Consider the following 25,388-nt stretch of genomic DNA (forward strand, 5'->3'; position numbering starts at 1 on the left):
GAGGTGTCGGTGCGTTGTCATGATGAGAGCGCACGAGACGAGCAACGGTGGCGACGAGTGGGGAGAACGACATGGCAGTCCTGCTGCGGGAGGCGATCGGGGGCAGCCTGCGACGAGCACGCACGTCCCAGAGCCGCACCCTCCGCGAGGTGTCGAGCAGCGCACGGGTGAGCCTGGGCTACCTCTCCGAGGTGGAGCGCGGCCGCAAGGAGGCCTCGAGCGAGCTGCTGGCGGCGATCTGCGAGGCGCTCGAGGTGCCGCTGTCCGAGGTGCTCGTCGACGTGAGCGAGTCGATGGCCCACAGCGAGGCGCCGGTGCTGCGCCGTCCGGGTGTCGAGGTGCTCGCCGGAGTGCCCCGCATGGTGATCCCCGCCCCCTCGGTGGTACGGGTGGCGGCGCACGCCGCCTGAGCCGGGTTCGGCCGAGGTGGACGACACCGGGCCGGACACCTGAGACGATGTGACCCTGGTGCGTGGGGTGATCCCGCCCCACCCGGTGTGCGAGGGTCGTGCACGGCCGCGACCTGCGGCGCAGAACCGATGGAGGCAGGCTCAGTCCATGGCGAACCCGTTCGTGAAGGCGTGGAAGTACTCGATGGCGCTGTTCTCCTCCAAGGTCGACGAGCACGCCGACCCCAAGGTGCAGATCCAGCAGGCCATCGAGGACGCCCAGCGTCAGCACCAGGCCCTCTCCCAGCAGGCGGCGGCCGTCATCGGCAACCAGCGTCAGCTGGAGATGAAGCTCAACCGCCAGCTCGGTGAGGTCGAGAAGTACCAGGCCAACACCCGTCAGGCGCTCGTGCTGGCCGACGCCTCGCGCGGGCAGGGTGACGAGGCGAAGGCCCAGCAGTACGAGCAGACGGCGCAGACCCTGGCCGCGCAGCTCGTCACCGCCGAGCAGGGCATCGAGGACCTCAAGCAGCTGCACGACCAGGCCATCCAGGCGGCCGGGCAGGCCAAGGGGGCCGTCCAGCAGAACTCCAGCCGGCTGGAGCAGAAGCTGGCCGAGCGGACCAAGCTCCTCAGCCAGCTGGAGCAGGCCAAGATGCAGGAGCAGGTCAGCGCCTCGCTCCGGTCCATGAGCGAGCTCTCCGCGCCGGGCAGCACTCCCTCGCTCGACGAGGTGCGCGACAAGATCGAGAAGCGCTACGCGACCGCACTGGGCTCGGCCGACCTCGCCGAGAACTCGGTGCAGGGCCGGATGATGGAGATCGAGCAGTCGACGACCGACATGGCCGGCAGCGCGCGGCTCGAGCAGATCCGGGCGTCCATGGGCGGGGCGCTGCCCGCCGGCGGCTCGTCCTCCGCCGGGGCGATCGGGATGTCGAAGAACACCAGCGCACCGCAGAACGCCGTGCAGCCCACCCCTCAGGGCGAGCAGCAGGGCTGAGACCGGTGGCCGCCCGCGGGGACGTGCCGGCGATCTGGGAGCGCGCCCAGGCCGCGGCCGCCGAGGTGGGCGGCCGTCTCGACGCCGCCTCGACGTCGCTGGCACGGTGGAACGACCCGCGGGAGAAGCAGATCCGACGACGCAGGGCGGCCACGGCCGTCACTGCGGCCCTCACGGGCACCACCAGCGTGCTCGGTGTGACCACGGTGGGTCTGACCGTCTCCCCGATGACCGAGTGGGTGGTGGTGGGCTCGGGGGGTCTGACCGCCCTGGTGGCCGTGCCCACGGTGGCGGCTGCGGTGCGGTGGCGCCGGCTGCGGCGCGCCCCCCTGCCGGACCCACGCCCGGCGCGGGTGCGGCGACCCGGTCGTGACTCCCTGGCCCACGAGCCGGTGGTGCGCCTGACCCACGCCGAGCGGAGCCTGTCCGAGCTGCTCGGGCTGCTGCAGCGGGATCCGGCCGTCCCCGGCGGCGAGGTCGAGGAGGCCCGCACCGCCGCCCGGGCCGCCGTGGACGCGCTGCGGCGGGAGGCCGATGACCTCGGGGCCCTGGAGCGCGCCCGGGACACCAGCCCCGCCGCGGCTGCTGAGCTGGATGTCGTGGTGGGCGCGGCGCTGGTCCGGCTCGAGAGCGGGGTGCGCGCCTACGACGGGCTCGTCGCCTCCGCGGCCCGGGCCGTGGCGGCGGGCTCCGGGCCGGAGCGGCACTCGGAGAGCATCACCGCGGCCGTGGACCGGGTGGACGCGCTGACCGCGGCGCTCACCGAGCTCGCGGGCCTGCACGCCGCGCGCCGCTGACCCCGGAGCTGGTTGCGCATCGCGCGGGAGGGGTGTCGTCGGGGGAGGTCTGGTCGCGCATCGCGCGGGCGCGATGCCGTCGGGGGGGGGCTGGCGGTGGTGATCCGTGCTCAGCCGTAGCGGGCCCGCGGCACGGTCGGTTGCTGGGGACGACGCCCAGCGGTCAGCGGAGGGTGCGGACCCGGCTGGCAGGTGGTGCACACGTACGTGATCCGTGCCTGGTGGCCGGGGCCCTGCATGGCCGTCCGGATGCGCGTGCCGCAGCGCCGGCAGGGGCGCCCGGCGCGCTCGAACACCCAGTGCTGCGCGTCCCGCCCCAGCGCGCCCGTCGTCGACTGCTCCGGCCGGTCAGCGTTGCGCCACAGCAGGTCCCGTCCCATCCGCACGGTCTGCACGGGGTCCACGGACGAGACCGGGCACCACGGGGACACGCCGAGCAGGAAGCACATCTCCGTCCGGTAGAGGTTGCCGAGCCCGGCGACCACGCGCTGGTCGAGCAGCGCCTGGCCGAGCTCCCGGTCCGGCTGCGCTGCGAGGTTCACCACCGCGGCCGCCGCCAGCTCGGGTCCCCACGCGTCGTCCAGCAGGTCGGGGCCGAGGTGCCCCACCACCCGGGCCTCGTCGTCGGTGGGCACCAGCGCCATCTGGTGCAGCCGGAACCCCACGGCCACCCGGTCGGGCACACCGAGCACGGCACGCACCTGGTGGTCGGGGCCCTTCCACCGCGCGCCGGGGGAGTACAGGTGCCACGAGCCGTCCATGAGGAAGTGGGTGTGCAGCGAGGACCCGTCGTCGAAGCGGGTCAGCAGGTGCTTGCCGACGCTCGCGACCCCGGTGACCGTGCGACCGGTGAGGTCCACCGTCGACAGCTCGGGATGGCGCAGCTCGCCGCGCACCAGCTCGTGCCCGACGAGGGCCCCGCGCAGCCGCTTGCCCGCCAGCCAGACCGTGTCCCCCTCAGGCACCGCTCGACACCGCCACCACCGGATCCTCCCACCGGCAGCGATAGCGTGCCCGCGTGACGACAGCACGGACGGGACCCAGGACGCGGCAGGAGGTGGCCCTGCTCCTCGCCCCGGCGGTCTTCGTCCTGCTGTGGAGCACCGGCTTCGTCGGGGCGAAGTACGGGCTCCCCTACGCGGCGCCGTTCACCTTCCTGGCCGTCCGGCTGCTCATCGCCGCCGTCCTGCTCGCGGTGCTCGCACTGGTCCTGCGAACCCCGGCCCCCCGCGGTCGGACGCAGTGGGGGCGCTCGGCCCTCACCGGGGTGCTGCTGCACGCCGGATACCTCGGGGGGGTGTTCTGGGCAATCTCGCGGGGGTTCCCCGCCGGGGTGAGCTCGGTGGTGGTGAGCCTGCAGCCCGTCCTCGTCGCCGCCCTGGCCGGCACCGTGCTCGGGGAGACCCTGCGGCGGGTGCAGTGGGTGGGTCTGGTCGTGGGGGTGGTCGGGGTGGGTCTCGTTCTCGCGCCCGGTCTGGCCGCGGCCGACGGGGTGCCGGTGTCAGGTCTGCTCTCCTGCCTGGTCGCACTGGGGGCCGGGACGGCCGGCACCCTGCACCAGAAGCGGCACGGGGGCGGGATCCCGCTGCTCGGGGGCACGGCCGTGCAGTACGCCGCGGCCGGGGTGCTGCTCGGGGTGCTGGCCCTGAGCACCGAGGACACCACCGTCGAGTGGACCCCGCGGTTCGTCGCCGCCCTGGCCTGGCTCGTCCTCGCGCTCTCGATCGGGGCGGTGCTCCTGCTCCTCGTGCTGCTGCGCCGGGGGAGCGCGTCCGGCGTCTCGTCACTGTTCTACCTCGTGCCCCCCGCCACCGCGGTGGAGGCCTACCTGCTGTTCGGCGAGACCCTCGCACCGGTGTCGGTGCTCGGCATCGTCGTCGCCGCGGTGGGTGTCGCCCTGGTCGTGCGCACCCCCCGGACGCCGCCGGAGCTCGAACCCGTCTGAGCAGGGGCCACGCGATCCTGCCGCTCCACCGCGCGCCGTGGCACTCTCGAGGAGAACGCGCGGCTCGGCCGGGCGTCACCGACAGGTGGAGGTCGCCGTGCTGTGGAAGATCCTCGGGGCGCTGGTCGTGCTCTGGCTGGTGGTCACCGTCATCGGGTTCGTCGTCAAGAGCCTGCTGTGGCTGGCGTTCGTCGGGCTCGTGCTCGCTGCCGGCACCGTCGTCTACGGAGCGGTGAAGGGCCGCAGCCAGAAGGGCCTGTCCCGGTAGCCGCTACCGCGGGCTCACGCCCGCAGGCGCATCCCCTTGGGGGTGGCGCGGAACCCCGCGTCGGCCAGCACCGCGCCCAGGGCTGACCCGAGCGCGTCGCCGCCGTCGGCACGCTCCACGGCCAGCGCCCCGAGGCGGCCGTCCTTCACGGCCGCGGCGAGGGTGCGGGCGGCGGCCTGCAGGTGGGCCGGTTCCTCGGTGAAGCTGAGCAGGCTCTTGCCGCCCCGCTCGACGTAGAGCGCCGGGGTGCCGTCGACGAGCACCACGAGCGAGCCCGCCTTGCGCCCGGGTCGGTGCCTGGCCCGGCCCTCGGTCTCCGCCCCGACCACGGTGGGCCAGTCGAGCGCTGCGCCCCAGGGCTGGGCCGGGTCGGTGGCGGCGAGCAGCAGCGCGCTCGGCTCCGCACCGTCCTCCACCCGGCTCGTGGCGCGCAGCCGGTCGATCGCCCCGGGCACCGCGAACTGCGCCCCGCCCAGGCCCTCCACCACGTAACCGCGGCGGCAGCGCCCGGAGTCCTCCATGGCCCGCAGCACCTTGTAGACCGCGGAGAACCCGCCGACCACGCGCTCGGTGTCCACGGCGCCCCGGGTGAGCACGCCGTGGCGCTCCAGGTACGCCTCGGCGCGGGCGGCGGCGCGACGGGTGGGATCGGGCTCGCGGGGCACGGCGGCCGACCAGCGCCCGGCCACGGTGGGCGGACCGGTGCGCGACGGCATCGGCGGGCGGCCGGCTCGCATCCTGGCGTAGCGACCACGCGGGGCCGGGGCCCGGGACTTGTGCGTCGCGGCCTTCGACCCGGCCAGGGCGCGCACCGGGGCCAGGGTGTCGTTCGTGGCCAGCCCCGCCCACACCAGGTCCCAGAGCGCGCTCACGGTCTCGGCGTCACCCGGGGCGGGTTCGGCGGCCTCGACCAGGGTGGCCCCCGCGCGGTCGGCGAGCTGACGGAAGAACAGCGCACCCCCGTCCAGGGCGGTCAGCAGGGCACGGTGCAGCGGGGAGTCGGGTGGCTCCGGGTCCACCTCGGGCAGCAGCAGGTCGGCGACGTCGGTCGGGGCCAGGGCGAGCCACCCGTCGCCGCCAGCGAGGCCGCCGCACCCGGTCCACGTGACCTCGCCGGAGGCCGTGAGCTCGTCGAGCAGGGCGGGGGAGTAGCCGGGCAGCCGGGCGGGCAGCACCAGGGTCTCGAGCGCGCTGGCGGGCAGCGGCGCCCCGGCGAGCTGCTCGACGACCCCGAGCAGGTCGTCCGCGGTGGGCACGCTGCGCAACCGGCCCCCGGGTGTAGCCCCGATGCCGTGCCACGCGGGCAGGAACCGGCCCAGCGCCGCGGGTTCGACCGGCTCCACCTCGGCGCGCAGCTTCGCCAGCGAGGCCCGGCGCACCCGGCGCAGCACCTCGGCGTCGCAGTACTCGGTGGTGGCACCGTCGGGGCGGAGCTCGCCGCGCACGACCCGACCGCTGCCGGTGAGCCGGTCGAGCACGCCGGAGACCACGGCCACGCCGAGCCCCAGCCGGGTGGCGAGCTGGGCGGGGGGGAACGGGCCGTGGGTGCGGGCGTAACGGCCGACGAGCTCACCCAGCGGGTCGGTCACGGGCTCGGTGAACACCTCGGGAACGCCCACGGGCAGCGCCACCCCCAGCGCGTCCCGGTAGCGCCCGGCGTCCTCGATCGCGATCACCCGGTCCTCCCCGGCGATCCGCACCCGCAGCGCACGGCGGGCGCCTATCAGCTCGTCCAGCCACGCAGGTTCCGCACCCCGGGCCTGCGCGTCGGGGGTGGAGAGGTCGCCGACGAAGCGCAGCAGGTCGGCGAGGCCCTCGGCGTTGCGGACGTGCCGCTCGGGGTCGGTGCGCTGCAGCTGGGCCTCGATCTCGGCCAGCGCGTCCAGGTCGAGCAGCTCGCGGACGCTCTCGGTGCCCAGCAGCTCCGCGAGCAGGGTGGAGTCGAGGGAGAGCGCGGCGGCCCGGCGCTCGGCCAGCGGGGCGTCGAGCTCGTAGAGGAACGTGCCCACGTAGCCGAAGAGCAGGCTCCGCGCGAAGGGCGAGGGCTGCTGCGTGGTGACCTCGACGACCTTCACCTTGCGGGCCCGCACGTCGGCCATCAGCTCGCGCAGGCCGGGCAGGTCGTAGACGTCCTGCAGGCACTCCCGCATGGCCTCCAGCACCACCGGGAACTGCTCGTAGGCGCTGGCCACCTCCAGCAGCTGGGCGGACTTCTGGCGCTGCTGCCACAGGGGCGTGCGTCGGCCGGGGTCGCGCCGGGGCAGCAGCAGCGAACGGGCTGCGCACTCCCGGAAGCGGGCCGCGAACAGGGCGGATCCACCCACCTCGGCGATGACGAGCTGTTCCACCTCCTCCGGGTCCAGCAGCACGTCCTCCGCGCCCGCGAGCACCTCCTGGCCGGTGTCGTCGTAGGCCTCGGGCAGCCGCAGCACGATCCCGTCGTCGGCCGAGGCCACTCGCGCGTCCACCCCGCGACGCTCCCGCAGCCGGGCGGCCACGGCCAGCGCCCACGGGCCGTTGACCTGGGCACCGAAGGGCGAGTGCACCGCCACCTGCCAGTCACCCAGCTCGTCGCGGAAGCGCTCGACGACGATGGTGCGGTCGTCGGGGACCCGTCCGGTGGCCTCCTTCTGCTCTCCGACGTAGGCCAGCAGGTTGTCCACCGCCCACGTGTCGAGCCCCGCGGCCTCGGCGCGGGCCCGGGCGGCGGGGGTGTCCAAGGCCACGAGCTCGCGGACGAACGCACCCAGCGCCCGGCCGAGCTCCAGCGGGCGACCGACGGACTCCCCGCGCCAGAACGGCATCTTGGCGGGCTGGCCGGGGGCCGGAACGGCGATCACCCGGTCGTGGGTGATGTCCTGCACCCGCCACGCGCTGGAGCCCAGCAGGAACGTGTCGCCCACCCGTGACTCGTAGACCATCTCCTCGTCCAGCTCGCCCACCCGGGACCCGCGGGAGCCGTCCTCCCCGCCGGGCGTCATCACCGTGAACAGCCCGCGGTCGGGGATGGTGCCCCCCGAGGTCACCGCGAGGCGCTGCGCGCCCGGCCGGCCCTTCAGCTCGTCGGTCACCCGGTCCCACGTGATGCGGGCCCGCAGCTCGCCGAACTGCTCGCTGGGGTAGCGCCCCGACAGCATGTCGAGGACCGAGTGCAGCGCCGAGTCCGGCAGGGCGGCGAACGGGGCGGCCCGGCGCACGAGCTCGGCCAGCTCGGTCACCGTCCACGTCTCCAGCGCCACCATGGCCACGACCTGCTGGGCGAGCACGTCCAGCGGGTTGCGGGGGTAGCGCATGCTCTCGATGGCGCCGGCCGCCATCCGCTCGGCCACCACCGCACAGGACACCAGGTCGCCGCGGAACTTGGGGAACATGACGCCGGAGGACACCGCGCCCACCTGGTGACCGGCTCGGCCCACCCGCTGCAGCCCGGCGGCGACGCTGGGTGGGGCCTCCACCTGCACCACCAGGTCCACCGCGCCCATGTCGATGCCCAGCTCCAGCGAGGACGTGGCGACCACGCAGGGCAGCGTGCCGCCCTTGAGCGCCTCCTCGACGTCGGTGCGCTGCTCGCGCGACATCGAGCCGTGGTGGGCGCGGGCGATGACGACCTCGGCCGCGCCGCCCGCGCTGGCCCCGGCCGCCCCCGCCAGCTCGGCCGGGTGGGCGCCCGGCTCCGGGGGCGGCTCGTTGACCAGCTCGTTCAGCTTCGACGTCAGCCGCTCGGCGAGGCGCCGGGAGTTGCAGAACACGATGGTGGAGCGGTGCTCCTGCACCAGCCTGAGGATGCGTTGCTCCACCGACGGCCAGATGGACACCCGGGTCTCCGCGCCGGCCGCGGAGCCCTCCACCTCGCCGGTGGGCTGGCCGAGGTTGGACATGTCCTCCACCGGCACCTCGACGGTGACCTCGATGGTCTTGGTCGACGGCGGCTGGACGATCCGCACCGGCCGTCCGCCGCCGAGGAAGGCGGCCACCTCGTCCACCGGGCGGACGGTCGCCGAGAGCCCGATCCGCTGGGCCGGCCGCTCCAGCAGCTCGTCCAGGCGCTCCAGGCTCAGGGCCAGGTGCGCGCCGCGCTTGGTCGCGGCGACCGAGTGCACCTCGTCGACGATCACCGTCTCGACCCCGCGCAGCGACTCCCGGGCGGCCGAGGTGAGCAGCAGGAACAGCGACTCCGGGGTGGTGACGAGCACGTCCGGCGGGGTGCGGTTGAAGGCGCGGCGCTCGTCGGCCGGGGTGTCCCCGCTGCGTGAGCCGACGGTGATCTCCCGCAGCGGCTCGCCCCGTCGCTGCGCCTCCTGGCGGATGCCGGTCAGCGGGGAGCGCAGGTTGCGCTGCACGTCCACGGCCAGGGCCTTGAGCGGGGAGACGTAGAGCACCCGGCAGCGGCGCCTCGGATCCTCCGGGAGCTCCTCGGACGCGAGCCGGTCCAGGGCCCACAGGAACGCCGCCAGGGTCTTGCCGGACCCGGTGGGGGCGACGACGAGGGCGTGCGTGCCGGCCTGCGCCGCGGCCCACGCGCCGGTCTGCGCGGGGGTGGGGGCGTCGAAGGCGCCGGCGAACCACGCGCGGGTGGCGGGGGAGAACCCGCCCAGCACGTCGGTCACGCCGTTCTCGCTCACGGGGCTGATCCTGCACCCGAGGACCGACACTTCGCCCGGTGCACGGTCAGCCCCGGCTCGCCCGTCGTCGCCGCTTGGTCTCGTACATCGCCGCGTCCGCGTCCGCGACGGCCCCGGGGAACCCCGTGACGACGCTGTAGGGGGCGAACCCGAACGACCCCTGCACCCCGGCCGCGGAGAGCGCGGTCTCCATCCGGTCGACGAGCTCGCGCGCCTCGTCGCGCCCCGTCCGCACCACCATCGCGAACTCGTCGCCCCCGAACCGCGCGAGCGCGTCGCCGTCCCGGACGCACCCGCGCAGGACGTCGGCGGCATTCCGGATGTAGCGGTCCCCCGCATCGTGGCCGCGGGTGTCGTTCACCTGCTTGAGCAGGTCGAGGTCGAGCACCACCACCGAGGCGGGGTCCCCGAACCGTCGGAAGCGGTCCTCCTCGCGGTCGATCCACCGGTCCCAGCCGCGCCGGTTCAGCAAGCCCGTCAGCGGGTCGGTCTCGGACTCGCCGAGGGCCTGCTCCAGGGCACGGGCGGCCTCGGTGCTCGCGGTGTCGGCCTGGAGCACCGTCGACAGCAGGTTCGACAACAGGTCGAGCAACCCGGGGTCGGCACCATCTCCGGGCAGCGCCCCGGGGTCGACGCCGCACACTGTGCCGAACAGCCGTCCGTCCGGCCACACGATCGGCGTGCCGACGTAGGCGCCGATCACCATGGCCTGGGCGGCCGCCGCGTCGACGGCCGCGGCGAGCGCGGGCACGGCGCGGGTGTCGGGCACGACGCGGGGCGTGCTGCCCGCGGCCATGGTGCGACACATCGCGGTGTCCCAGGGGAACTCCGCCCCCGGCGACACGAACCCGTACGCGGAGTCGGCGGCCACCAGCACCACCTGCGTGGGCCCGGCCACCCGGGTGACCGCCCACGCCCCCATCGGAGCGGCGCGGGCCAGGTAGTCCACGACCATCCGGCACGCGGTGTCGAAGGCCGGCCGAGGCTCCAGCGCAGCGCTGAGCCCGGCACCTCCCACCACCGGACCCGCCCTCACCGCAACAGGGTAGGCAGGTCGTCGGCGGCGCGCCGGCCGGTCCTTCGGGGGCGCGGGCCTCCCGGTGGGGTCGGGGTCCGGGACCGCCCGCCCGCACCCGCCAGCCTCACGGCGTTAGGCTCGGGTCTCCGGCAGCAACGACGCAGCTGCAACGACGCGAGGGACGAGGCAGGCGATGGCACGGTTCGACGGACGAGTGGCGATCATCAGCGGTGCGGCACAGGGGATCGGCTTCGGCATCGCGGAGCGGCTGGTCTCCGAGGGAGCTGCGGTGGCACTGCTCGACATGAACGCCGACGCGGTCGCCTCCAGCGCCGAGGCCCTCACCCTCAAGGGCGGCAAGGCCATCGGCATCACCTGCGACGTCTCCGACGAGGCCAGCGTGAACGCTGCGGTCGAGAAGGCGGTGGGCGAGCTGGGCAAGCTCGACATCGTGGTGAACAACGCCGGCATCACCCGCGACAACATGCTGTTCAAGATGAGCGTCGAGGAGTTCGACCTCGTCCTCGCCGTGCACCTGCGTGGCACGTTCCTGCTCACCAAGGCCGCGCAGAAGCACCTGGTGGCCAACAAGTACGGCCGTGTGGTCAACCTCTCCAGCCGCAGCGCGCTGGGCAACCGCGGCCAGGCCAACTACTCGGCGGCGAAGGCCGGCATCATCGGCTTCACGGCCACCGCGGCGATCGAGCTGGGCAAGTTCGGCATCACCGTGAACGCCGTGGCCCCCGGCTTCATCGACACCGCCATGACCGAGGCCACCGCTCTGCGCATGGGCATCACCCCGGACCAGTTCCGCGAGGGCGCGGCCCAGCAGATCCCGGTCGGGCGGGTGGGCCTGCCGGCCGACATCGCCGCGACGGTGGCCTTCTTCGCCAGCGAGGACGCCGGCTTCGTCAGTGGCCAGACCCTGCACGTCAACGGCGGGCAGCGCTGACCTGACCCGCACGCAGGAACGGGCCCCGGACACCACGTCCGGGGCCCGTTCCGGTCCGGGGCTGGCACACTGGGTCGGTGCGAGTCGTGGTCGTGGCCGGCCCTGACCCCGGTCACGCGTTCCCCGCGGTGGCGCTGTGCCTGCGGCTGCGCGGAGCGGGGGACGATCCGGTGCTGCTCACCGGCACCCGGTGGGTCGACCGGGTCCGCGCCGAGGGCCTGCAGTGCCACGAGCTGCCCGGCCTGCTGGTCGAGGACGGTGACGACGACTCCGACGCGGGGGCCCGACTGCACGCGCGTGCGGCCCGGATGTCCACCGCGCTGCTGCCCCTGCTGCGGGAGCTCGGAGCCGAGCTGGTGGTCTCCGACGCGCTCACCGCCTGCGGGGGTCTCGCGGCCGAGCGGGCCGGGTTGCCCTGGGTGGAGCTGAGCCCGCACCCGTTGTACCTGCCCTCGCGCGGGCTGCCTCCGGTGGGCAGCGGGCTCGAACGTGGGGCCGGGCTGGGCGGCCGGGCCCGCGACGCGGTGCTGCGCACGTTCACCGCGCGCTCGCTGCGCCAGGGTGCCGAGCACCGGCGCGTGGCTCGGGCGTCGGTGGGCATGGCCGCGCTCGATCCCGGACCGACGGCTCGGATGGTCGCCACGCTGCCGGCGCTGGAGGTGCACCGCCCGGACTGGCCGGAGCGGACCCACGTCGTCGGCCCGCTGCTCTGGGATCCGGCGACCGTTGATCTGGCGCTGCCGACGGGCACCGACCCGCTCGTGCTCGTCAGCGCGTCCACCGCGGTCGGCGGCACGCTCGGGGTGCTCGACGCGGCGCTGGCCGGCCTGGACGGGGTGCGCGTGGTGTCCACCCACCTGGCCGGGGCGGGCGCCCCGGTGGACCTGCCGCCGTGGGCGGTCGCGGGCCCGGGTCGTCAGGGGCCGCTGCTGGCGCAGGCGCGGGTGACGGTGTGCGGTGGCGGACACGGGATCCTGGCCAAGACCTTGCTGGCGGGAGTGCCCACGGTGCTGGTGCCCGGTGGCGGTGACCAGTGGGAGCTCTCCTGCCGCGCCGAGCGGCAGGGCAGCGCGCTGGTGGTGCGTCCGCTGTCCCCGGGGGCGCTCGCGGCCGCGGTGCGCCGGGTGCTGGCGGAACCGTCCTTCGCGGTGGCGGCCCGGGCGGCGGCGGGGTCCCTGCGGGACCTGGCCGACCCCGTGCAGGTGTGCCGCGGGGCCCTCCGCTGACCCTCAGCGGTGGCGGTCGCTCCAGAAGCGGTGGACGAGCACGGCGATCGTGGTCAGCAGCACGACCAGCACGGTGATCGTCCAGAGCGGGCTGTCGAGCCCGAAGTCGCCGGTGGTGTCCACGGTGCTGGACCCTACCGGGGGCGGCTGGGCCGATAGGCGGCTCTGCTCCTACGGTGGTCGGGTGCGCCTCACCGAGTTCGGCAACCTCGTCCTGACCGAGTTCGGGCAGGCCAGGGGGGATGCGATCGTCGCCGACCACAGCCTGCTCAGCCTGGGCAACCGGACCCCGGTGCAGGCCATCGAGGACGGGCAGGATCCGCGGGACGTCTGGCGGGCGCTGTGCGTGGAGTTCGACGTCCCGCCGGAGCGTCGGCTCGGCCCCGACGACTAGCGGGTGCGCACCCGTCGCCACGGGCCGAAGCGGACGGGCAGGCCGGGGGAGTACAGGACGCTGGCCGGCGGTGCGTCGGTCACGCCGGGCAGGCCTCCCGCAGCCACCGCGTCCTCGGTGAGGTGCTCGAGCTCGGCGGTGTGCAGCTTCCACTGCGGGTGCTCGTTGGGCCAGCGCACGGTGGTGCGCCCCCGCGGGCCCAGCCGCGAGGTGTGCAGCGCCCAGCGCGCGGTGAGGAAGTGCTCGAGCTCGGTGGGCTCGGCGATCGGGCCGCCCACCCGGACCTCCGTGTGGGTGGCCGTACCTCGGGGCCCGGGCCAGCGGCGCACGGTGTCGTAGCGGACGGTGCTCGCCGCCCCGGCGGACCGTTCGACGTGCACCCGGCTCGGGGCCCAGCTGTACGGCAGCGCAGCAGCTCCCCGTGCGCCCAGCACGGGAAGGCCCCGGTCGGCGTCCAGCGAGCGGAACACCACCCCGCGTCGACCCTCGTCGTCCACGGAGTAGAGCCGCACGTTGGTCTCCGCGAAGTCGCCGAGCCAGGGCAGGCCCGGCAGCGGCCCGAAGCCCAGTCGCACCATGCGGAAGTGAACGAGTCCCACCCAGGTCGTCCCGCCGTGCACGTCCGGGTGCACTCCGGCGGGCATCAGGGGGGCGACCCGTTCGACGGGCACCGGCCAGTGCAGGAACACCACGTCGGCCCAGTGCTGGTGGAGCAGGACGGGCCGGACGGCCACCGGGGGCCGGTGGCTGACGGGCTCGACGGAGACGCCCGCGGGCAGCATCGTGCTCACGCCGTCGGCTCGGTGGAGCCCACCGGCACCTGGCCCGTGCGACGGGCGTGGGCCCAGGCCCGGTCGTGCTCGAGCTGCGCGCGGCGCTGTCGGTCGGCGGCGACCGCCGCCTCCTGCTCGGGGGTGCCCCGCCCCTCGGCGACGAGCTGCTCGGCGAGCGAGAGGGCCTCCAGCTCGGCGAGGCGCGCTGCGTCCGGGACGGGCTGCCCGGCGGTGCCGGCACGCACCTCTCGCTCCTGGCGGTAGGGGTTGTCGGCTGCCAGACCGCCGCTGACCCGCCCGTAGAGGCCCATGGTCAGCAGGACCACGCCGGCGACGAGGCTGAAGAAGACGTTCGCGATGGTGAAGGCCAGGATGTTTGCGCTGGTGTTCAGCACGCCCAGGTTGACCAGCCCGGAGAGGATGAACAGCCCACCGACCACGGCCGTCACCGTCGAGGCGGTGCGTCCGCCCCGGACGCCGGAGGCGATGAGGACGGCGCCGACGACCAGGGAGACCGTGGACAGCAGGCCGTTGGTGTTCAGCCCCATCACGGGAGTTCCGGTCGTCTCGAAGTATCCGAGCTGGTCGACCAGTCCCAGGATGCCGAACACCCAGAGGACGAGCCCGAGGACGACCGCTCCGATGCGGTGGACAGCGGCGAGCGGTCGGCGTGCGGTGGTTCGGGTCACGGTTCCTCCTCGTGCGACGGGATCGCCTGAGTGTGGGGCCGGGGCGGGTGACCCGCACGACGGGCGCGGCGTGTCGCCTAGCACGTTCGAACACCTGTTCGTCTAGGCTGGGTCCTGTTCTGAGCGGGTTGTCCACACCGACCCTGGTGGTCCACAGGCCGGGGCGGCGTCCTGTTCCTGTCGGTCCCGCGTCCTAGCGTCGCCACCGACCGCACCACCAGGTACGTGCAGCACCCGGCACGACCACCACCCACGAGGAGACGACGATGGCGGCAGCACCGGATCGCGACAAGGCGCTCGAGCTGGCGATGGCCCAGATCGACAAGAACTTCGGCAAGGGCTCGGTGATGCGCCTGGGCGACGAGGCCCGGGTCCCCATCGCCGTCATCCCCACCGGCTCGATCGCGCTGGACGTCGCGCTGGGCATCGGCGGGCTGCCGCGGGGGCGCGTCGTGGAGATCTACGGCCCGGAGTCCTCGGGCAAGACCACCATCGCGCTGCACGCCGTGGCAGAGGCGCAGAAGGCCGGCGGCATCGCCGCCTTCATCGACGCCGAGCACGCGCTGGACCCGGACTACGCCCAGAAGCTGGGTGTGGACACCGACGCGCTGCTGGTCTCGCAGCCGGACACCGGTGAGCAGGCGCTGGAGATCGCGGACATGCTCATCCGCTCGGGGGCGCTGGACATCCTCGTGATCGACTCCGTCGCCGCCCTGGTGCCCCGCGCGGAGATCGAGGGCGAGATGGGCGACAGCCACGTCGGCCTGCAGGCCCGGCTGATGAGCCAGGCCCTGCGCAAGATGACCGGCGCCATGAGCAACTCGGGCACCACGGTCATCTTCATCAACCAGCTGCGCGAGAAGATCGGCGTCATGTTCGGCTCGCCGGAGACCACCACGGGCGGCAAGGCGCTCAAGTTCTACGCCTCCGTCCGCCTGGACATCCGCCGCATCGAGACGCTCAAGGACGGCACCGACGCGGTCGGCAACCGGACCCGCGTCAAGGTCGTCAAGAACAAGGTGGCCCCGCCCTTCAAGCAGGCGGAGTTCGACATCCTCTACGGCCACGGCGTGAGCAAGGAGGGTTCGCTCATCGACATGGGTGTGGACCACGGCTTCGTCCGCAAGTCCGGCGCCTGGTACACCTACGGCGGCGACCAGCTGGGCCAGGGCAAGGAGAACGCCCGCAAGTTCCTGCTGGAGAACCCCGACGTGGGTGTCGAGATCGAGAAGAAGATCAAGGAGAAGCTCGGCATCGGAGCCGTGCTCACCGCGGACGACGTCGAGCCGGTCCCCGCACCCGTCGACTTCTGAGCCGGTCGGACGTGGCCTCCTCCGGTCAGCGGGGCCGTGCCCGCTCCACCTCAGGCGCTCCTGCCGACCGGTCCGCGACGAGCGCGCCCTCCGCCTCCGTGCCGCCCACTGCGGCCGAGGCGGAGGGCGCGGCCCGTGAGGCGTGCCTCCGGTTGCTGACCAGCCGTCCGCGCAGCCGCCACGAGCTCGCCCAGCGGCTGCGGGACAAGGGCATCGAGCCCGAGGTCGCGGAGCGGGTGCTCGACCGCATGGAACAGGTCGAGCTGGTCGACGACGCTGCCTTCGCCCGGGCGTGGGTGCACTCGCGGCACACGTACTCGGGCCGGGGTCGCCGTGCGCTGGCGATGGAGCTGCGGACCAAGGGCGTGGCTGCCCACCACGCCGACGCCGCCCTGGCCCAGGTGGACGACGAGGCGGAGACCGAGCGCGCCCGCGAGCTCGTGCGCCGCAGGCTCCGCCGGCTCACCGTGCCCTCGGACGAACGCGAGCGCGCCGTGGTGGTTCACAGGCTCGTCGGTGTCCTCGCGCGGCGCGGCTACGGCCAGGGACTGGCGTTCGGCGTGGTCCGCGACGAGCTCGCCGCCGCGGGGACGGACGTGGAGGGGCTCGACCCGGACGCCTGAGCGGCGTCGGTGCCGCTCAGACGGTGGCTGTGCCCGTCGCTCCGTCCACGATGGGCACCCGGCCGCTGGCGCTGCTGCGGGACGAGCGGCGCTGCACGTACTCGGCGAGCTTGCCCAGCGTGTAGTTGATGAGGATGTAGATGATCCCGATGACCACGTACACCTGGATGGGGTTCCCGAGGTTCTGGATGAGCAGCCCGCCCTGCTTGAGCAGCTCGATGTAGCCCCCGATGAGGCTGATCAGCGAGGTGTCCTTCAGCACGACGATGAGCTGGCTGATCAGCGAGGGCAGCATCACGCGGAAGGCCTGGGGCAGCAGGATCGAGCGCATCGCCTGCTGGTTGGTCAGGCCGACCGCCAGAGCGGCCTCGCGCTGACCCCTGGGCAGCGAGACGACGCCGGCACGGACGATCTCGGCGATGATCACGCAGTTGTACAGCGTCAGGCCGATGACCAGGATCCAGAGGTCCCGGCCGCCGGGCAGGAAGCCCAGGTTCACCCTGTAGGAGGTCACCACGGTGTAGACGAGCAGGATCGTGATGACCACGGGGAGCCCGCGCAGGAGCTCGATGAGCGCGACCACCGGCACCCGCCCGACCCGGCCGAGCGACAGCCGGAGCAGGGCGATGACCGTGCCGATGACCAGCGACAGCACGATGGCGATGACGGCGGCGCGCAGGGTGTTGCCCAGACCGGTGCCGATGAGCTTCCACACCTGCTGGAAGTCCTTGTCCGACGGGTCCAGCAGTGGTGCCCACAAGGCCCCCTTGAACTGTCCGCGATCGGCGAGCCGGAGCACGGCCACGACCACGACCGCGACGACGAGGACCGCACCGACGAGGCTGAACACGAACGCGTTTCGCCGGGCCACCGGACCGGGGGCGTCGAACAGCACCGTGGCACCGGGGTCCGGGGCCGCGCGCCGAGCCCGCCGGGAGGGAGCCTTGGGAGTCGTGGTGCTCATCGGACGATCGCCACCTTCCGCTCGATGACGGCCAGGGCGAGCCCGGCCGACAGGGTGATCACGAGGTAGCCGAGGGCCGATCCGACGTACACCGGCAGGGCCGGCAGACCCTGCGCGCTGGAGAGCTGCTTGCCGACGCTGTAGAGGTCGCTGCCCACGCCGAAGGCTCCGACGACGGCCGAGTTCTTGAACATGGCGATGATGACGCTGCCCAGCGGGGGCACCACCGTGCGCAGCGCCTGCGGCAGGACGACCACGGTGAGGGACTGGGTGAAGTTCAGCCCGATGGAACGGGCTGCCTCGGCCTGTCCAGGAGCGACCGAGTTCACGCCGCTGCGCACTGCCTCGCACACGAAAGCGGAGGTGTAGAAGATCAGTCCGGCCACCCCGAAGGTGTAGAAGCTCTGGTTGATCCCCAGCTCGGGCAGACCGAACGCGAGGAAGAACAGCACCACCGTCAGGGGCGTGTTGCGCAGCACCGTCACGTAGGCGCTGCCGACCCACCGCAGCGTCGGCACGGGGGACACCCGGAAGGCGGCGAGCACCGTCCCCAGGAGCAGGGCGCCGACCATCGCGTAGATGCAGATGAGCAAGGACTTCAGGAACCCGGACCAGTAGAGGTCCAGGTTGTCGAGGACGGGGCTCACGGGGTGCGGCCTCCTGCGGCGGGCGTCGGTGCGGTGCGTGGGTCGATCGCGGTCGGACGGCGGGGCAGCGGCGGTCGCGGGGTGGTGGGACGAACCACCGCCCCGCGACCGCCGGGCTCGATCAGCTGCAGGCGTCCAGGGTGGGCAGGGTCGGGGTCTCGGCACCGTCGACCTTGCCGGCGGTGGAGGTCCAGGCCTTCTCGTAGGCACCGGAGCTCGCGGCGGCCGTCAGCTGCTCGTCGATGAACGTGCAGAAGGCGGTGTCGCCCTTGGGGATCCCGATGCCGTAGGGCTCCTTGGTGAACTGCTTGCCGACCAGCTTGTAGGCACCGTTGGACTTGGAGACGAAGCCCAGCAGGATGACGTTGTCGGTGGTCACCACCTGCACCTGGCCGTTGCCCAGGGCGTCCGCGCACTGGGAGTACGTGTCGAACAGGACGAGCTGGTCGGGGCTCGCCAGGTAGGGCTTGATGTTCTCGCTGGGGGTCGAGCCCGTGACGGAGCAGACCTTCGCGCTGGCGTTGGTCTTCAGGTCGTCGGGGCTGGTGATGGTCGAGTTGTCGGACTTGACCATCAGCTGCTGACCGGCCTGGTAGTACGGCCCGGCGAAGGAGATGCGCTCCTTGCGGGCCTTGTTGATCGTGTACGTGGCCACGACGATGTCGACCTGCTTGTTCTCCAGCACCTGCTCGCGCACCGACGAGGTGGCCTCGGAGTACACGATCTTGTCCGGGCTGATGCCCAGGCCGGCGGCAACGATCTTGGCCATCTCCACGTCGAAGCCCTCGTAGCTGCCCGAGAGTCCCCGCAGCCCGAATCCCGGCTGGTCGATCTTGATGCCCACGCGGATGGTTCCGGCGGAGGCCAGCTTGGCCATGGTCGTGCCCGCCGCGAAGCTGGGTGCGGAGGCCACGGGCGCCGGCGCGTCCGCGGTGGAGCTGCTGCCCCCGCACGCGGCGAGGGTGAGGGCCAGGACCGCGGCGGCTGCCGCGGTCGAGAGGATGCGTCGGTTCTTCACGGTGCGCTCGTTCCTGGTCGGGCCCGCGGTCACGGGCTCAGTGGGGGGCGTGCGACGGCCGGGGGGGCACGCCGGTCCCTGGTGGGAGATGGAGGTCAGTGACTCAGGATCTTCGAGAGGAAGTCCTTGGCCCGGTCGCTGCTCGGGTGGGCGAAGAACTCGTCCGGGGTGGCCTGCTCGACGATCTGGCCGGCGTCCATGAACACCACTCGGTCGGCGGCCCGGCGGGCGAAGCCCATCTCGTGGGTCACCACCACCATCGTCATGCCGTCCTTGGCCAGCTGGGTCATCACGTCGAGGACCTCGTTGATCATCTCCGGGTCGAGCGCCGAGGTGGGCTCGTCGAAGAGGATGACCTTGGGTTCCATGGCCAGGGCCCGGGCGATGGCGACGCGCTGCTGCTGACCACCGGAGAGCTGGGCGGGGAGCTTGTCGGCCTGGCTGGCGATGCCCACCCGCTCGAGCAGGGCGAGCCCCGCGGTGCGGGCCGCCGCCTTGTCCCTGCCGCGGACCTTGATCGGCCCGAGGGTGACGTTCTCCAGGATGGTCTTGTGCGCGAACAGGTTGAACGACTGGAAGACCATGCCGACCTCGGAGCGCAGCGCGGCCAGCGCCTTGCCCTCCTCCGGCAGCGGGGTGCCGTCCACCGTGATCGACCCCGAGTCGATGGTCTCGAGCCGGTTGATGGTGCGACACAGCGTGGACTTGCCGGAGCCGGACGGGCCGATGACCACCAGGACCTCGCCCGCGTGCACCGTGAGGTCGATGTCGCGGAGCACGTGCAGGTCGCCGTAGTGCTTGTTGACCGCCGACAGCACCACGAGCGGGGCTCCCGGGGGCGCGACGGGCTGCTTGCTCAGGTCCGACTGCGTCATGGGCGAGAAAACTACCCGGTAATCACTCCCCATCCGCGGTGGTCGACGAGTTGTACCCCAGTTGTGACCAGCGCCTAGCCTCGGACCCGTGGAGCAGACGGCGGGCCAGCAGCAGATCAGGACGTACCAGGTGCGGACCTACGGCTGCCAGATGAACGTGCACGACTCCGAGCGCCTGGCGGGCCTGCTGGAGGACGCCGGGTACGCACGAGCAGAACCGGACGCGCAGGCCGACGTCGTCGTGTTCAACACCTGTGCGGTCCGCGAGAACGCCGACAACAAGCTGTACGGCAACCTCAGCCACCTGGCCCCGGCGAGGCGGGCGAACCCGGACATGCGCATCGCCGTCGGGGGGTGCCTGGCCCAGAAGGACCGCGAGACGATCGTGGCCAAGGCCCCGTGGGTGGACGTCGTGTTCGGCACCCACAACATCGGTTCGCTGCCGGCGCTGCTCGAGCGCTCGCGACACAACGACGAGGCGCAGGTGGAGATCCTCGAGGCGCTCGACGTGTTCCCCTCCAGCCTGCCCGCGCGCCGGGAGTCGAGCTACTCGGGGTGGGTCTCCATCTCGGTGGGCTGCAACAACAGCTGCACGTTCTGCATCGTGCCCGCGCTGCGCGGGGTCGAGGTGGACCGCCGTCCGGCCGACGTGCTCGCCGAGGTGCGGGCGCTCGTCGCCGAGGGCGTGCTGGAGGTGACCCTGCTGGGTCAGAACGTCAACGCCTACGGCACCGGTCCGGGGGGCGTGGGCCAGGGTGCGTTCGCCGACCTGCTCCGTGCGTGTGGCGAGGTCGAGGGGCTGGAGCGGGTGCGCTTCACGTCGCCGCACCCGAGGGACTTCACCGACGACGTGATCGCGGCGATGGCGCAGACCCCGAACGTCATGCCGCAGCTGCACATGCCGCTGCAGTCCGGCTCCGACCGGGTGCTGCGGTCGATGCGCCGGTCCTACCGCAGCGAGCGCTACCTCGGCATCCTCGACCGGGTGCGCGAGGCGATGCCGCACGCGGCGATCACCACCGACGTCATCGTTGGATTCCCCGGCGAGACCGAGGAGGACTTCCAGGCCACCCTGGACGTCGTGCGGGCGTCGCGGTTCACCAACGCGTTCACCTTCCAGTACTCGCCGCGACCGGGCACCCCGGCCGCGGGGATGGGTGACCAGGTGCCCAAGGAGGTCGTGGGGGAGCGGTACGTGCGGCTGACCACGCTGCAGGACGAGATGGCGCTGGCGGGCAACCGTGAGCTCGTGGGGACCGAGGTCGAGCTGCTGGTGGCCGCCGGCGAGGGCCGCAAGGACGTGCACACGGCGCGGATGAGCGGCCGGGCGCGTGACGGGCGGCTGGTGCACTTCGTGCCCGGCGAGCGCGCGGTGCGCCCGGGTGACGTGGTCACCACCGTGGTGACGCACGCCGCACCCCACCACCTCGTCGCGGACGCCGTGCTGGTCGGGCACCGCCGCACGCGGGCCGGTGACCTGCACGAGGCCGGTGCCCGCCCCCGCACCGCCGGGGTGGGGCTGGGGCTGCCGACGGTGGGGGCGCCGAGCACGCCCGTGGCGGCCGCGGGAGGATGTGGGGCATGAGCGAGGACCTGCACCCCGACACCCACGCCGAGCTCGAGGAGGTGGAGCGCAAGGTCGCGCGCGAGCTCGAGCCCGGCATCCGCGGGGTGGGCATCGCGGGCGCCCTCCTCGTCCTCATCGTGGCCATGCTCCTGCCGCACACCGGTGGCGCCTCGGGCTGGGACGTCCTGCTGCTCGACGCGAGCGCCCGGGCGGAGGACGTCCGGCTGCCCTCGCGCCTGTTCGTGGGCGGTGCCGTTCTGTTCACGGTGGTGGTCACGGCGCTGGCGCTGCTGACCCGTCGGTGGGCGCTGGCCTGGGTGGCGGCGGCCGGGAGCGGGCTGACGTCGCTGTTCGGCCTGCTGGCCGTGTGGTCGCGGCAGACGGTCGGCATCGGGGCCACGGGCGCCGGTCCCGGGGTGGGCCTGGTCCTCACCTGGATCGTGGTGCTGGTGGTGACGTTCAACTGGCTGCGCCTGGTGTGGACCCAGGTGCCGTCCTCGCGCACGCAGCGCGAGGCGGAGTTCACCCCGAAGCTGCTCCTCGACGACTGAGCACCCGCCGGGCCCGTCAGGGGCGCAGCAGGGGGCGCAGGTCGTCGAGCCGGTCGAACAGGTGCCAGACGTACGACGACGCCCCGGCCTCGCGGTGCGGGTGCAGGTCGGCCAGGTCCGGATCGTCCCGGTAGCCCTGGAAGGCCGCGGCCGAGGACCACTCGACGACGATCATGACCTGGCGGGGGGTGACGTCGCCGTGGACCGCCTCCCGGAACCGCCCGAGGGCCACCACCCGCCCGCCGTGCCCGACCACCGCCGCCGCCGAGCGACGCGAGTAGGCCAGGTACTCGTCGCGGTCGGCGACGTCGAACAGGTTGAGCGCGTAGACCGGCGCGTCGTCCCCGGTGCTCATGCGCCGCCCACCGCGCCCTCGGCGGCGTCGGCCCACTCGCGCCACTGCGCGGCCTGCGCCTCGGCCTCGAGCGCCCGCTTCTCCTTGCCCGCCGCACGGGCCTTGGCGGCCTGCTCCTCGAACGCGCGCACCCGCTCGCGGAACTGCGCCGCCCGGGCCTCCGCCTCGGGGTCGGTGCGCGTCCACCGGGCCTCGTCGGCCCCGCGGACCGTGTCCTCCACCGTCCGCATGCGGGCCTCGAGCGCCTGCACGAGCTCGCGCGGCACCTTGCCGACGGCGTCCCAGCGCTCCTGCACCGAGCGGAGCGCCGCCTTGGCCTGGTCCAGCCCGCGCGCCGGGTCGATCGTCTCCGCCTCCGCGAGCAGGGCCTGCTTCGCCTCACCGTTGGCGCCGAACTCCGCGTCGCGCTCACCGGCCGCGGCGTTGCGCGCGGCGAAGAAGCGGTCCTGGGCGTCCTTGAACTGGGCCCACAGCGCGTCGTCGGCCTCGCGGGGCGCCCGACCGGCGGCCTTCCACTCCGCCATCAGGTCGCGGAACTGGCCGGCGGTGGCTCCGAAGTCCGTGGAGGTCGACAACGCCTCGGCCTGGGCGACGAGCTCGTCCTTGCGGGTGCGGGCCACCGCGCGCTCGCGGTCGAGGTCGGCGAAGTGCGCTCCGCGCCGACGGTTGAACGCCTCCCTCGCCTTGGAGTAGCGCTTCCACAGGGCGTCGTCGGTCTTGCGGTCGATCCCCCGGATGGTCTTCCACTCCTCGAGGATCTCCCGCAGCCGGTCGCCGGCGGCCTTCCACTGGGTCGACTCGGTGCCGAGCTGCTCCGCCTCCACGGCGAGCGCCTCCTTGTGGGCGGCCTGCTCCGCCCGGGCCGCCTCCTTCTGCTCCTTCGCAGCCGCAGCGGCAACCTCGGTGGCAGCGAGCACGGCCTCGAGGCGGGTGCCGAGGGTGGCGACGTCGCCGACCACCGCGGCGGTGGGCAGCCCGTCGAGCAGCGTGCGGGCCGACTCCTGGGTCTGCCGGGCGTCGCCACCGCCCGAGGCCAGGCGCTTCTCCAGGATCGTGACCTCGGTCGCGAGGTCGTCGAAGCGGCGACCGAAGTGGGCCAGGCCCTCTGCGGGCTCACCGGCCTGCCAGGACCCGACCTGGCGCTCGCCCTCGGTGGTTCTCAGCCAGACCCCGCCGTCCTCGTCGACCCGACCGAACGCGCTCGGGTCGCTCGTCGGTGCGGCGGTGGCGGGCCGTGCCGCCGGGGCACCGGGGCGGGGGGCACCCGGGCGGGGCCCGCCGGGGCGCGGTCCGGGGCGGGGGGCGGGGGCCGGGGCGGGCGTGCTCTCGGACTCCGGGGCGTCGGTCACGACCTCGGCCGACGTGGCCTCCTCGCTCGTCGTGCCCTGCTCGGTCGTGTCCTCGCTCATCGGTGCCTCGTCCCTGCCGCGCGCCACGGCTGCCAGTCGCTCCACCCCGCGGTGCCGCTGAGGGTGCTGGCGGACATTCAAACAGGTTCGGCGTCGGCAGGGACACCGACAGCGGCCGTCGGGGTGCACTACCGTTGGCTCCCGTGCTGACGACGGACGTGGCGGTGCCCCCACCGGCGGTCCGGCGGCGGTGACGGCAGTGCCGGTGCGGCCCGTGGCGGTGGTCGGCCCCACGGCCACCGGGAAGTCTGATCTCGGCCTGGAGCTGGCGGTGCGCCTGGGCGGCGAGGTGGTCAACGTCGACGCCGCGCAGCTCTACCGCGGGATGGACGTGGGCACGGCCAAGACCCCCCTCGCGCAGCGCCGCGGCGTGGTGCACCACCAGCTCGACGTGCTCGCCGTGACGGACCTGGCCTCCGTGGCGCACTACCAGCAGGCGGCGCGCGCGGACGTGGACGGCCTGCTCGCCCGCGGCGTTGTCCCGGTGCTGGTGGGCGGCTCCGGGCTGTACGTGCAGGCACTGCTCGACGAGCTGCGCTTCCCGGCCACCGACCCCGTGGTGCGCGCACGCTGGGAGGCCGAGCTCGCCGAGCGCGGCAGCGGGGCCCTGCACGCCGAGCTCGGACGGGTCGACCCCGTGGCCGCGGCCAAGGTGCTGCCCAGCGACGGCCGCCGCGTCGTGCGCGCCCTCGAGGTCGTCGAGCTGACCGGACAGCCGTTCAGCGCCTCCGCCCCCCGCGTCGGCACCCCGAGGTGGGACACCGTGCTCGTGGGCGTGGACCGGGACACCATCGAGCTCGACGCACGCATCGAGGCCCGCACCGCCGCGATGTTCGACGGCGGGCTGGTCGCCGAGGTCGAGCACCTGGTGGGCTGCGGCCTGCGCGAGGGCGTGACAGCGCGGCGGGCCCTGGGGTACGCGCAGGTGCTGGACCTGCTCGACGGCGTGCACGACGAGGGGGAGGCCCGCCGCTCCACCGCGGCCGGCACCCGTCGCTTCGTCCGCCGGCAGCGCTCGTGGTTCCGCCGCGACGCCCGGGTGCACTGGTTCGACGCCGCGCGGGCGGACCTCGTCGACGCGGTGCTCGATACGCTGCGCTGATGGAGGTCGCGCGTGGTCAGTCGGGCGTGCAGTCGGTGGACCGCGCGTTCACGCTGCTCGAGCTGCTGGCCGACGCCGGGGGGCGCGCGACGCTCGGCGAGCTGGCCGCGGCGTCCGGGCTGCCCGCGCCCACCATCCACCGGCTGCTGCGCACGCTCGTCGCCGGCGGCCACCTGCGGCAGGAGCCGTCCCGGGCCTACGCGCTGGGCCCGCGCCTGGTCAGGCTGGGGGAGGGTGCCGGGCGGCTGCTCGGCTCCTGGGTGCACCCGGCGCTGACCGAGCTCGTGGAGGTCACCGGCGAGACGGCGAACATGGCCGTGCTGGAGGGCGACCGCGTGGTGTACCTGGCGCAGGTGCCTAGCAAGCACGCCATGCGGATGTTCACCGAGGTCGGACGCCGGGTGCCGGTGCACTGCACGGCCGTGGGCAAGGCGCTCGTCGCTCAGCTCTCCGAGGCTGACGTGCGGGCGATCGTGGCGCGGGCCGGCATGCCGGCGCAGACCCCGAACACGTTGACGGAGCCGGCGGCGCTGCTGGCCCACCTGGAGCAGGTCCGCAGGCAGGGCTTCGCGACCGACGAGGCCGAGCAGGAGCTGGGCGTGCGCTGCGTGGCGGTGCCCGTGCTCGACGGCCCGGCCCGGGTGGCGCTGTCGGTCTCCGGGCCCGACGCGCGCTTCACCCCGGCGGCGCGGGACCGGGTGGTCCCCGAGATGCAGCGCGTGGCCACCGAGCTGGCGCGGATCAGCCGGGCGTGACCCCCGGGTCCGGGGGGTGGGGTTCGGTCCACCGGGGCGCGGTGGCCGCGTCTACCTGATCACCGGGTCGAGGCGGTCCGCGACCGCCGCACCGGCGGCCGCTGTGCCACGGGCCCGCCGAGGGCATCGGACCGTC

25 protein-coding genes are annotated in these 25,388 nt (G+C 73.8%); 14 read left to right on the forward strand and 11 right to left on the reverse strand.

Annotated elements, in window-relative coordinates:
- Positions 1-71 precede the first annotated feature (71 nt).
- The 3 genes from RHODO2019_RS05185 (at position 72) to pspM (ending at position 2,186) form a co-directional block, all read left to right on the forward strand.
- Positions 72-410: a helix-turn-helix domain-containing protein gene (locus tag RHODO2019_RS05185; protein WP_265383938.1), complete on the forward strand. Its 339-nt coding sequence runs from the start codon at positions 72-74 to the stop codon at positions 408-410.
- A 148-nt stretch (positions 411-558) separates the two neighbouring features.
- A complete protein-coding gene (locus RHODO2019_RS05190; protein WP_265383939.1) occupies positions 559-1,389 on the forward strand; it encodes a PspA/IM30 family protein in 831 nt (276 codons plus the stop codon).
- 5 nt (positions 1,390-1,394) lie between these two features.
- Complete coding sequence (gene pspM / locus RHODO2019_RS05195; protein WP_265383940.1) at positions 1,395-2,186, forward strand: phage shock envelope stress response protein PspM; 792 nt, start codon at positions 1,395-1,397, stop codon at positions 2,184-2,186.
- Between the two features lie 110 nt (positions 2,187-2,296).
- Here pspM and RHODO2019_RS05200 read toward each other — a convergent pair whose 3' ends face one another.
- On the reverse strand, positions 2,297-3,151 hold the full coding sequence (locus RHODO2019_RS05200) for a DNA-formamidopyrimidine glycosylase family protein (protein ID WP_265383941.1): 855 nt from the start codon (positions 3,149-3,151) through the stop codon (positions 2,297-2,299).
- A 53-nt stretch (positions 3,152-3,204) separates the two neighbouring features.
- Here RHODO2019_RS05200 and RHODO2019_RS05205 point away from each other — a divergent pair, with 53 nt between their 5' ends.
- Together RHODO2019_RS05205 and RHODO2019_RS05210 are read left to right on the forward strand one after the other, a co-directional pair.
- Positions 3,205-4,131, forward strand: a complete 927-nt coding sequence (locus tag RHODO2019_RS05205) for a DMT family transporter (protein WP_265383942.1) — start codon at positions 3,205-3,207, stop codon at positions 4,129-4,131.
- A gap of 97 nt (positions 4,132-4,228) precedes the next feature.
- Positions 4,229-4,399: a hypothetical protein gene (locus tag RHODO2019_RS05210; RefSeq protein WP_265383943.1), complete on the forward strand. Its 171-nt coding sequence runs from the start codon at positions 4,229-4,231 to the stop codon at positions 4,397-4,399.
- Between the two features lie 14 nt (positions 4,400-4,413).
- Here RHODO2019_RS05210 and RHODO2019_RS05215 read toward each other — a convergent pair whose 3' ends face one another.
- Together RHODO2019_RS05215 and RHODO2019_RS05220 are read right to left on the reverse strand one after the other, a co-directional pair.
- The gene (locus RHODO2019_RS05215) at positions 4,414-9,006 is read right to left on the reverse strand and encodes an ATP-dependent helicase (RefSeq protein WP_265384633.1); all 4,593 of its coding nucleotides are present in this window, start codon (positions 9,004-9,006) and stop codon (positions 4,414-4,416) included.
- 61 nt (positions 9,007-9,067) lie between these two features.
- Positions 9,068-10,057, reverse strand: coding sequence for a GGDEF domain-containing protein (locus RHODO2019_RS05220; RefSeq protein ID WP_265383944.1), 990 nt, complete (start codon positions 10,055-10,057; stop codon positions 9,068-9,070).
- A 175-nt stretch (positions 10,058-10,232) separates the two neighbouring features.
- On the opposite strand from RHODO2019_RS05220, the gene RHODO2019_RS05225 reads away from it, so the two are divergent.
- The 3 genes from RHODO2019_RS05225 to RHODO2019_RS05235 all read left to right on the forward strand — a co-directional run bounded on the left by RHODO2019_RS05225 (position 10,233) and on the right by RHODO2019_RS05235 (position 12,611).
- Positions 10,233-10,991: an SDR family oxidoreductase gene (locus tag RHODO2019_RS05225; protein ID WP_265383945.1), complete on the forward strand. Its 759-nt coding sequence runs from the start codon at positions 10,233-10,235 to the stop codon at positions 10,989-10,991.
- A 77-nt stretch (positions 10,992-11,068) separates the two neighbouring features.
- Positions 11,069-12,217, forward strand: coding sequence for a glycosyltransferase (locus tag RHODO2019_RS05230; RefSeq protein ID WP_265383946.1), 1,149 nt, complete (start codon positions 11,069-11,071; stop codon positions 12,215-12,217).
- Positions 12,218-12,401: 184 nt separating this feature from the next.
- Positions 12,402-12,611 (forward strand): DUF3046 domain-containing protein, encoded by a 210-nt coding sequence (locus RHODO2019_RS05235; protein ID WP_265383947.1) that lies wholly within the window; start codon positions 12,402-12,404, stop codon positions 12,609-12,611.
- Here RHODO2019_RS05235 and RHODO2019_RS05240 read toward each other — a convergent pair.
- Positions 12,608-13,393 (reverse strand): YqjF family protein, encoded by a 786-nt coding sequence (locus tag RHODO2019_RS05240; protein WP_265384634.1) that lies wholly within the window; start codon positions 13,391-13,393, stop codon positions 12,608-12,610. The genes RHODO2019_RS05235 and RHODO2019_RS05240 overlap by 4 nt on opposite strands.
- Before the next feature lie 5 nt (positions 13,394-13,398).
- Positions 13,399-14,073 carry a DUF4383 domain-containing protein gene (locus RHODO2019_RS05245; protein WP_265383948.1) on the reverse strand — a complete coding sequence of 225 codons (675 nt, stop codon included), beginning with the start codon at positions 14,071-14,073 and terminating at the stop codon, positions 13,399-13,401.
- 266 nt (positions 14,074-14,339) lie between these two features.
- On the opposite strand from RHODO2019_RS05245, the gene recA reads away from it, so the two are divergent.
- Both recA and RHODO2019_RS05255 read left to right on the forward strand, forming a co-directional pair.
- Positions 14,340-15,386: a recombinase RecA gene (gene recA, locus RHODO2019_RS05250; RefSeq protein WP_265383949.1), complete on the forward strand. Its 1,047-nt coding sequence runs from the start codon at positions 14,340-14,342 to the stop codon at positions 15,384-15,386.
- Positions 15,387-15,484: 98 nt separating this feature from the next.
- Positions 15,485-16,009, forward strand: a complete 525-nt coding sequence (locus RHODO2019_RS05255) for a regulatory protein RecX (RefSeq protein ID WP_265383950.1) — start codon at positions 15,485-15,487, stop codon at positions 16,007-16,009.
- 16 nt (positions 16,010-16,025) lie between these two features.
- Here the strand turns inward: RHODO2019_RS05255 and RHODO2019_RS05260 are convergent, their stop codons facing one another.
- The 4 genes from RHODO2019_RS05260 to RHODO2019_RS05275 form a co-directional block, all read right to left on the reverse strand.
- Entirely contained in the window at positions 16,026-16,973 is a 948-nt protein-coding gene (locus tag RHODO2019_RS05260; RefSeq protein ID WP_265383951.1) for an amino acid ABC transporter permease, read from the reverse strand.
- Positions 16,970-17,620, reverse strand: a complete 651-nt coding sequence (locus RHODO2019_RS05265; protein ID WP_265383952.1) for an amino acid ABC transporter permease — start codon at positions 17,618-17,620, stop codon at positions 16,970-16,972. The genes RHODO2019_RS05260 and RHODO2019_RS05265 overlap by 4 nt, the downstream gene beginning before the upstream one ends.
- 121 nt (positions 17,621-17,741) lie before the next feature.
- Positions 17,742-18,638, reverse strand: coding sequence for a glutamate ABC transporter substrate-binding protein (locus RHODO2019_RS05270; RefSeq protein ID WP_265383953.1), 897 nt, complete (start codon positions 18,636-18,638; stop codon positions 17,742-17,744).
- Positions 18,639-18,733: 95 nt separating this feature from the next.
- Complete coding sequence (locus RHODO2019_RS05275; RefSeq protein ID WP_265383954.1) at positions 18,734-19,513, reverse strand: amino acid ABC transporter ATP-binding protein; 780 nt, start codon at positions 19,511-19,513, stop codon at positions 18,734-18,736.
- Positions 19,514-19,664: 151 nt separating this feature from the next.
- On the opposite strand from RHODO2019_RS05275, the gene miaB reads away from it, so the two are divergent.
- Together miaB and RHODO2019_RS05285 are read left to right on the forward strand one after the other, a co-directional pair.
- Entirely contained in the window at positions 19,665-21,098 is a 1,434-nt protein-coding gene (gene miaB / locus RHODO2019_RS05280) for a tRNA (N6-isopentenyl adenosine(37)-C2)-methylthiotransferase MiaB (protein WP_265384635.1), read from the forward strand.
- Positions 21,095-21,631: an Rv2732c family membrane protein gene (locus tag RHODO2019_RS05285; protein ID WP_265383955.1), complete on the forward strand. Its 537-nt coding sequence runs from the start codon at positions 21,095-21,097 to the stop codon at positions 21,629-21,631. The genes miaB and RHODO2019_RS05285 overlap by 4 nt, the downstream gene beginning before the upstream one ends.
- Before the next feature lie 16 nt (positions 21,632-21,647).
- Here RHODO2019_RS05285 and RHODO2019_RS05290 read toward each other — a convergent pair whose 3' ends face one another.
- Together RHODO2019_RS05290 and RHODO2019_RS05295 are read right to left on the reverse strand one after the other, a co-directional pair.
- Positions 21,648-21,986, reverse strand: a complete 339-nt coding sequence (locus tag RHODO2019_RS05290; RefSeq protein WP_265383956.1) for a DUF1330 domain-containing protein — start codon at positions 21,984-21,986, stop codon at positions 21,648-21,650.
- Positions 21,983-23,395 carry a DUF349 domain-containing protein gene (locus tag RHODO2019_RS05295; protein ID WP_265383957.1) on the reverse strand — a complete coding sequence of 471 codons (1,413 nt, stop codon included), beginning with the start codon at positions 23,393-23,395 and terminating at the stop codon, positions 21,983-21,985. Before RHODO2019_RS05295 ends, RHODO2019_RS05290 begins: the two co-directional genes overlap by 4 nt.
- A 190-nt stretch (positions 23,396-23,585) precedes the next feature.
- Between RHODO2019_RS05295 and miaA the strand changes: the two genes are divergently transcribed.
- Positions 23,586-24,497: a tRNA (adenosine(37)-N6)-dimethylallyltransferase MiaA gene (gene miaA / locus RHODO2019_RS05300; protein WP_265383958.1), complete on the forward strand. Its 912-nt coding sequence runs from the start codon at positions 23,586-23,588 to the stop codon at positions 24,495-24,497.
- Positions 24,497-25,252 (forward strand): IclR family transcriptional regulator, encoded by a 756-nt coding sequence (locus tag RHODO2019_RS05305; RefSeq protein ID WP_265383959.1) that lies wholly within the window; start codon positions 24,497-24,499, stop codon positions 25,250-25,252. The genes miaA and RHODO2019_RS05305 overlap by 1 nt, the downstream gene beginning before the upstream one ends.
- Positions 25,253-25,388 lie beyond the last annotated feature (136 nt).

This window comes from Rhodococcus antarcticus (genome assembly GCF_026153295.1).
Classification (GTDB): domain Bacteria; phylum Actinomycetota; class Actinomycetes; order Mycobacteriales; family Mycobacteriaceae; genus Rhodococcus_D; species Rhodococcus_D antarcticus.

What these genes read in the sequence shown, in the direction of transcription:
- RHODO2019_RS05225 (WP_265383945.1), top strand. Translation starts at nt 10,233, where the DNA reads ATGGCACGGTTCGACGGACGAGTGGCGATCATCAGCGGTGCGGCACAG.
- RHODO2019_RS05260 (WP_265383951.1), bottom strand. Translation starts at nt 16,973, where the DNA reads ATGAGCACCACGACTCCCAAGGCTCCCTCCCGGCGGGCTCGGCGCGCG.
- RHODO2019_RS05190 (WP_265383939.1), top strand. Translation starts at nt 559, where the DNA reads ATGGCGAACCCGTTCGTGAAGGCGTGGAAGTACTCGATGGCGCTGTTC.
- recA (WP_265383949.1), top strand. Translation starts at nt 14,340, where the DNA reads ATGGCGGCAGCACCGGATCGCGACAAGGCGCTCGAGCTGGCGATGGCC.
- RHODO2019_RS05305 (WP_265383959.1), top strand. Translation starts at nt 24,497, where the DNA reads ATGGAGGTCGCGCGTGGTCAGTCGGGCGTGCAGTCGGTGGACCGCGCG.
- RHODO2019_RS05185 (WP_265383938.1), top strand. Translation starts at nt 72, where the DNA reads ATGGCAGTCCTGCTGCGGGAGGCGATCGGGGGCAGCCTGCGACGAGCA.
- RHODO2019_RS05275 (WP_265383954.1), bottom strand. Translation starts at nt 19,513, where the DNA reads ATGACGCAGTCGGACCTGAGCAAGCAGCCCGTCGCGCCCCCGGGAGCC.
- RHODO2019_RS05290 (WP_265383956.1), bottom strand. Translation starts at nt 21,986, where the DNA reads ATGAGCACCGGGGACGACGCGCCGGTCTACGCGCTCAACCTGTTCGAC.
- RHODO2019_RS05295 (WP_265383957.1), bottom strand. Translation starts at nt 23,395, where the DNA reads ATGAGCGAGGACACGACCGAGCAGGGCACGACGAGCGAGGAGGCCACG.
- RHODO2019_RS05285 (WP_265383955.1), top strand. Translation starts at nt 21,095, where the DNA reads ATGAGCGAGGACCTGCACCCCGACACCCACGCCGAGCTCGAGGAGGTG.
- miaB (WP_265384635.1), top strand. Translation starts at nt 19,665, where the DNA reads ATGAACGTGCACGACTCCGAGCGCCTGGCGGGCCTGCTGGAGGACGCC.
- RHODO2019_RS05240 (WP_265384634.1), bottom strand. Translation starts at nt 13,393, where the DNA reads ATGCTGCCCGCGGGCGTCTCCGTCGAGCCCGTCAGCCACCGGCCCCCG.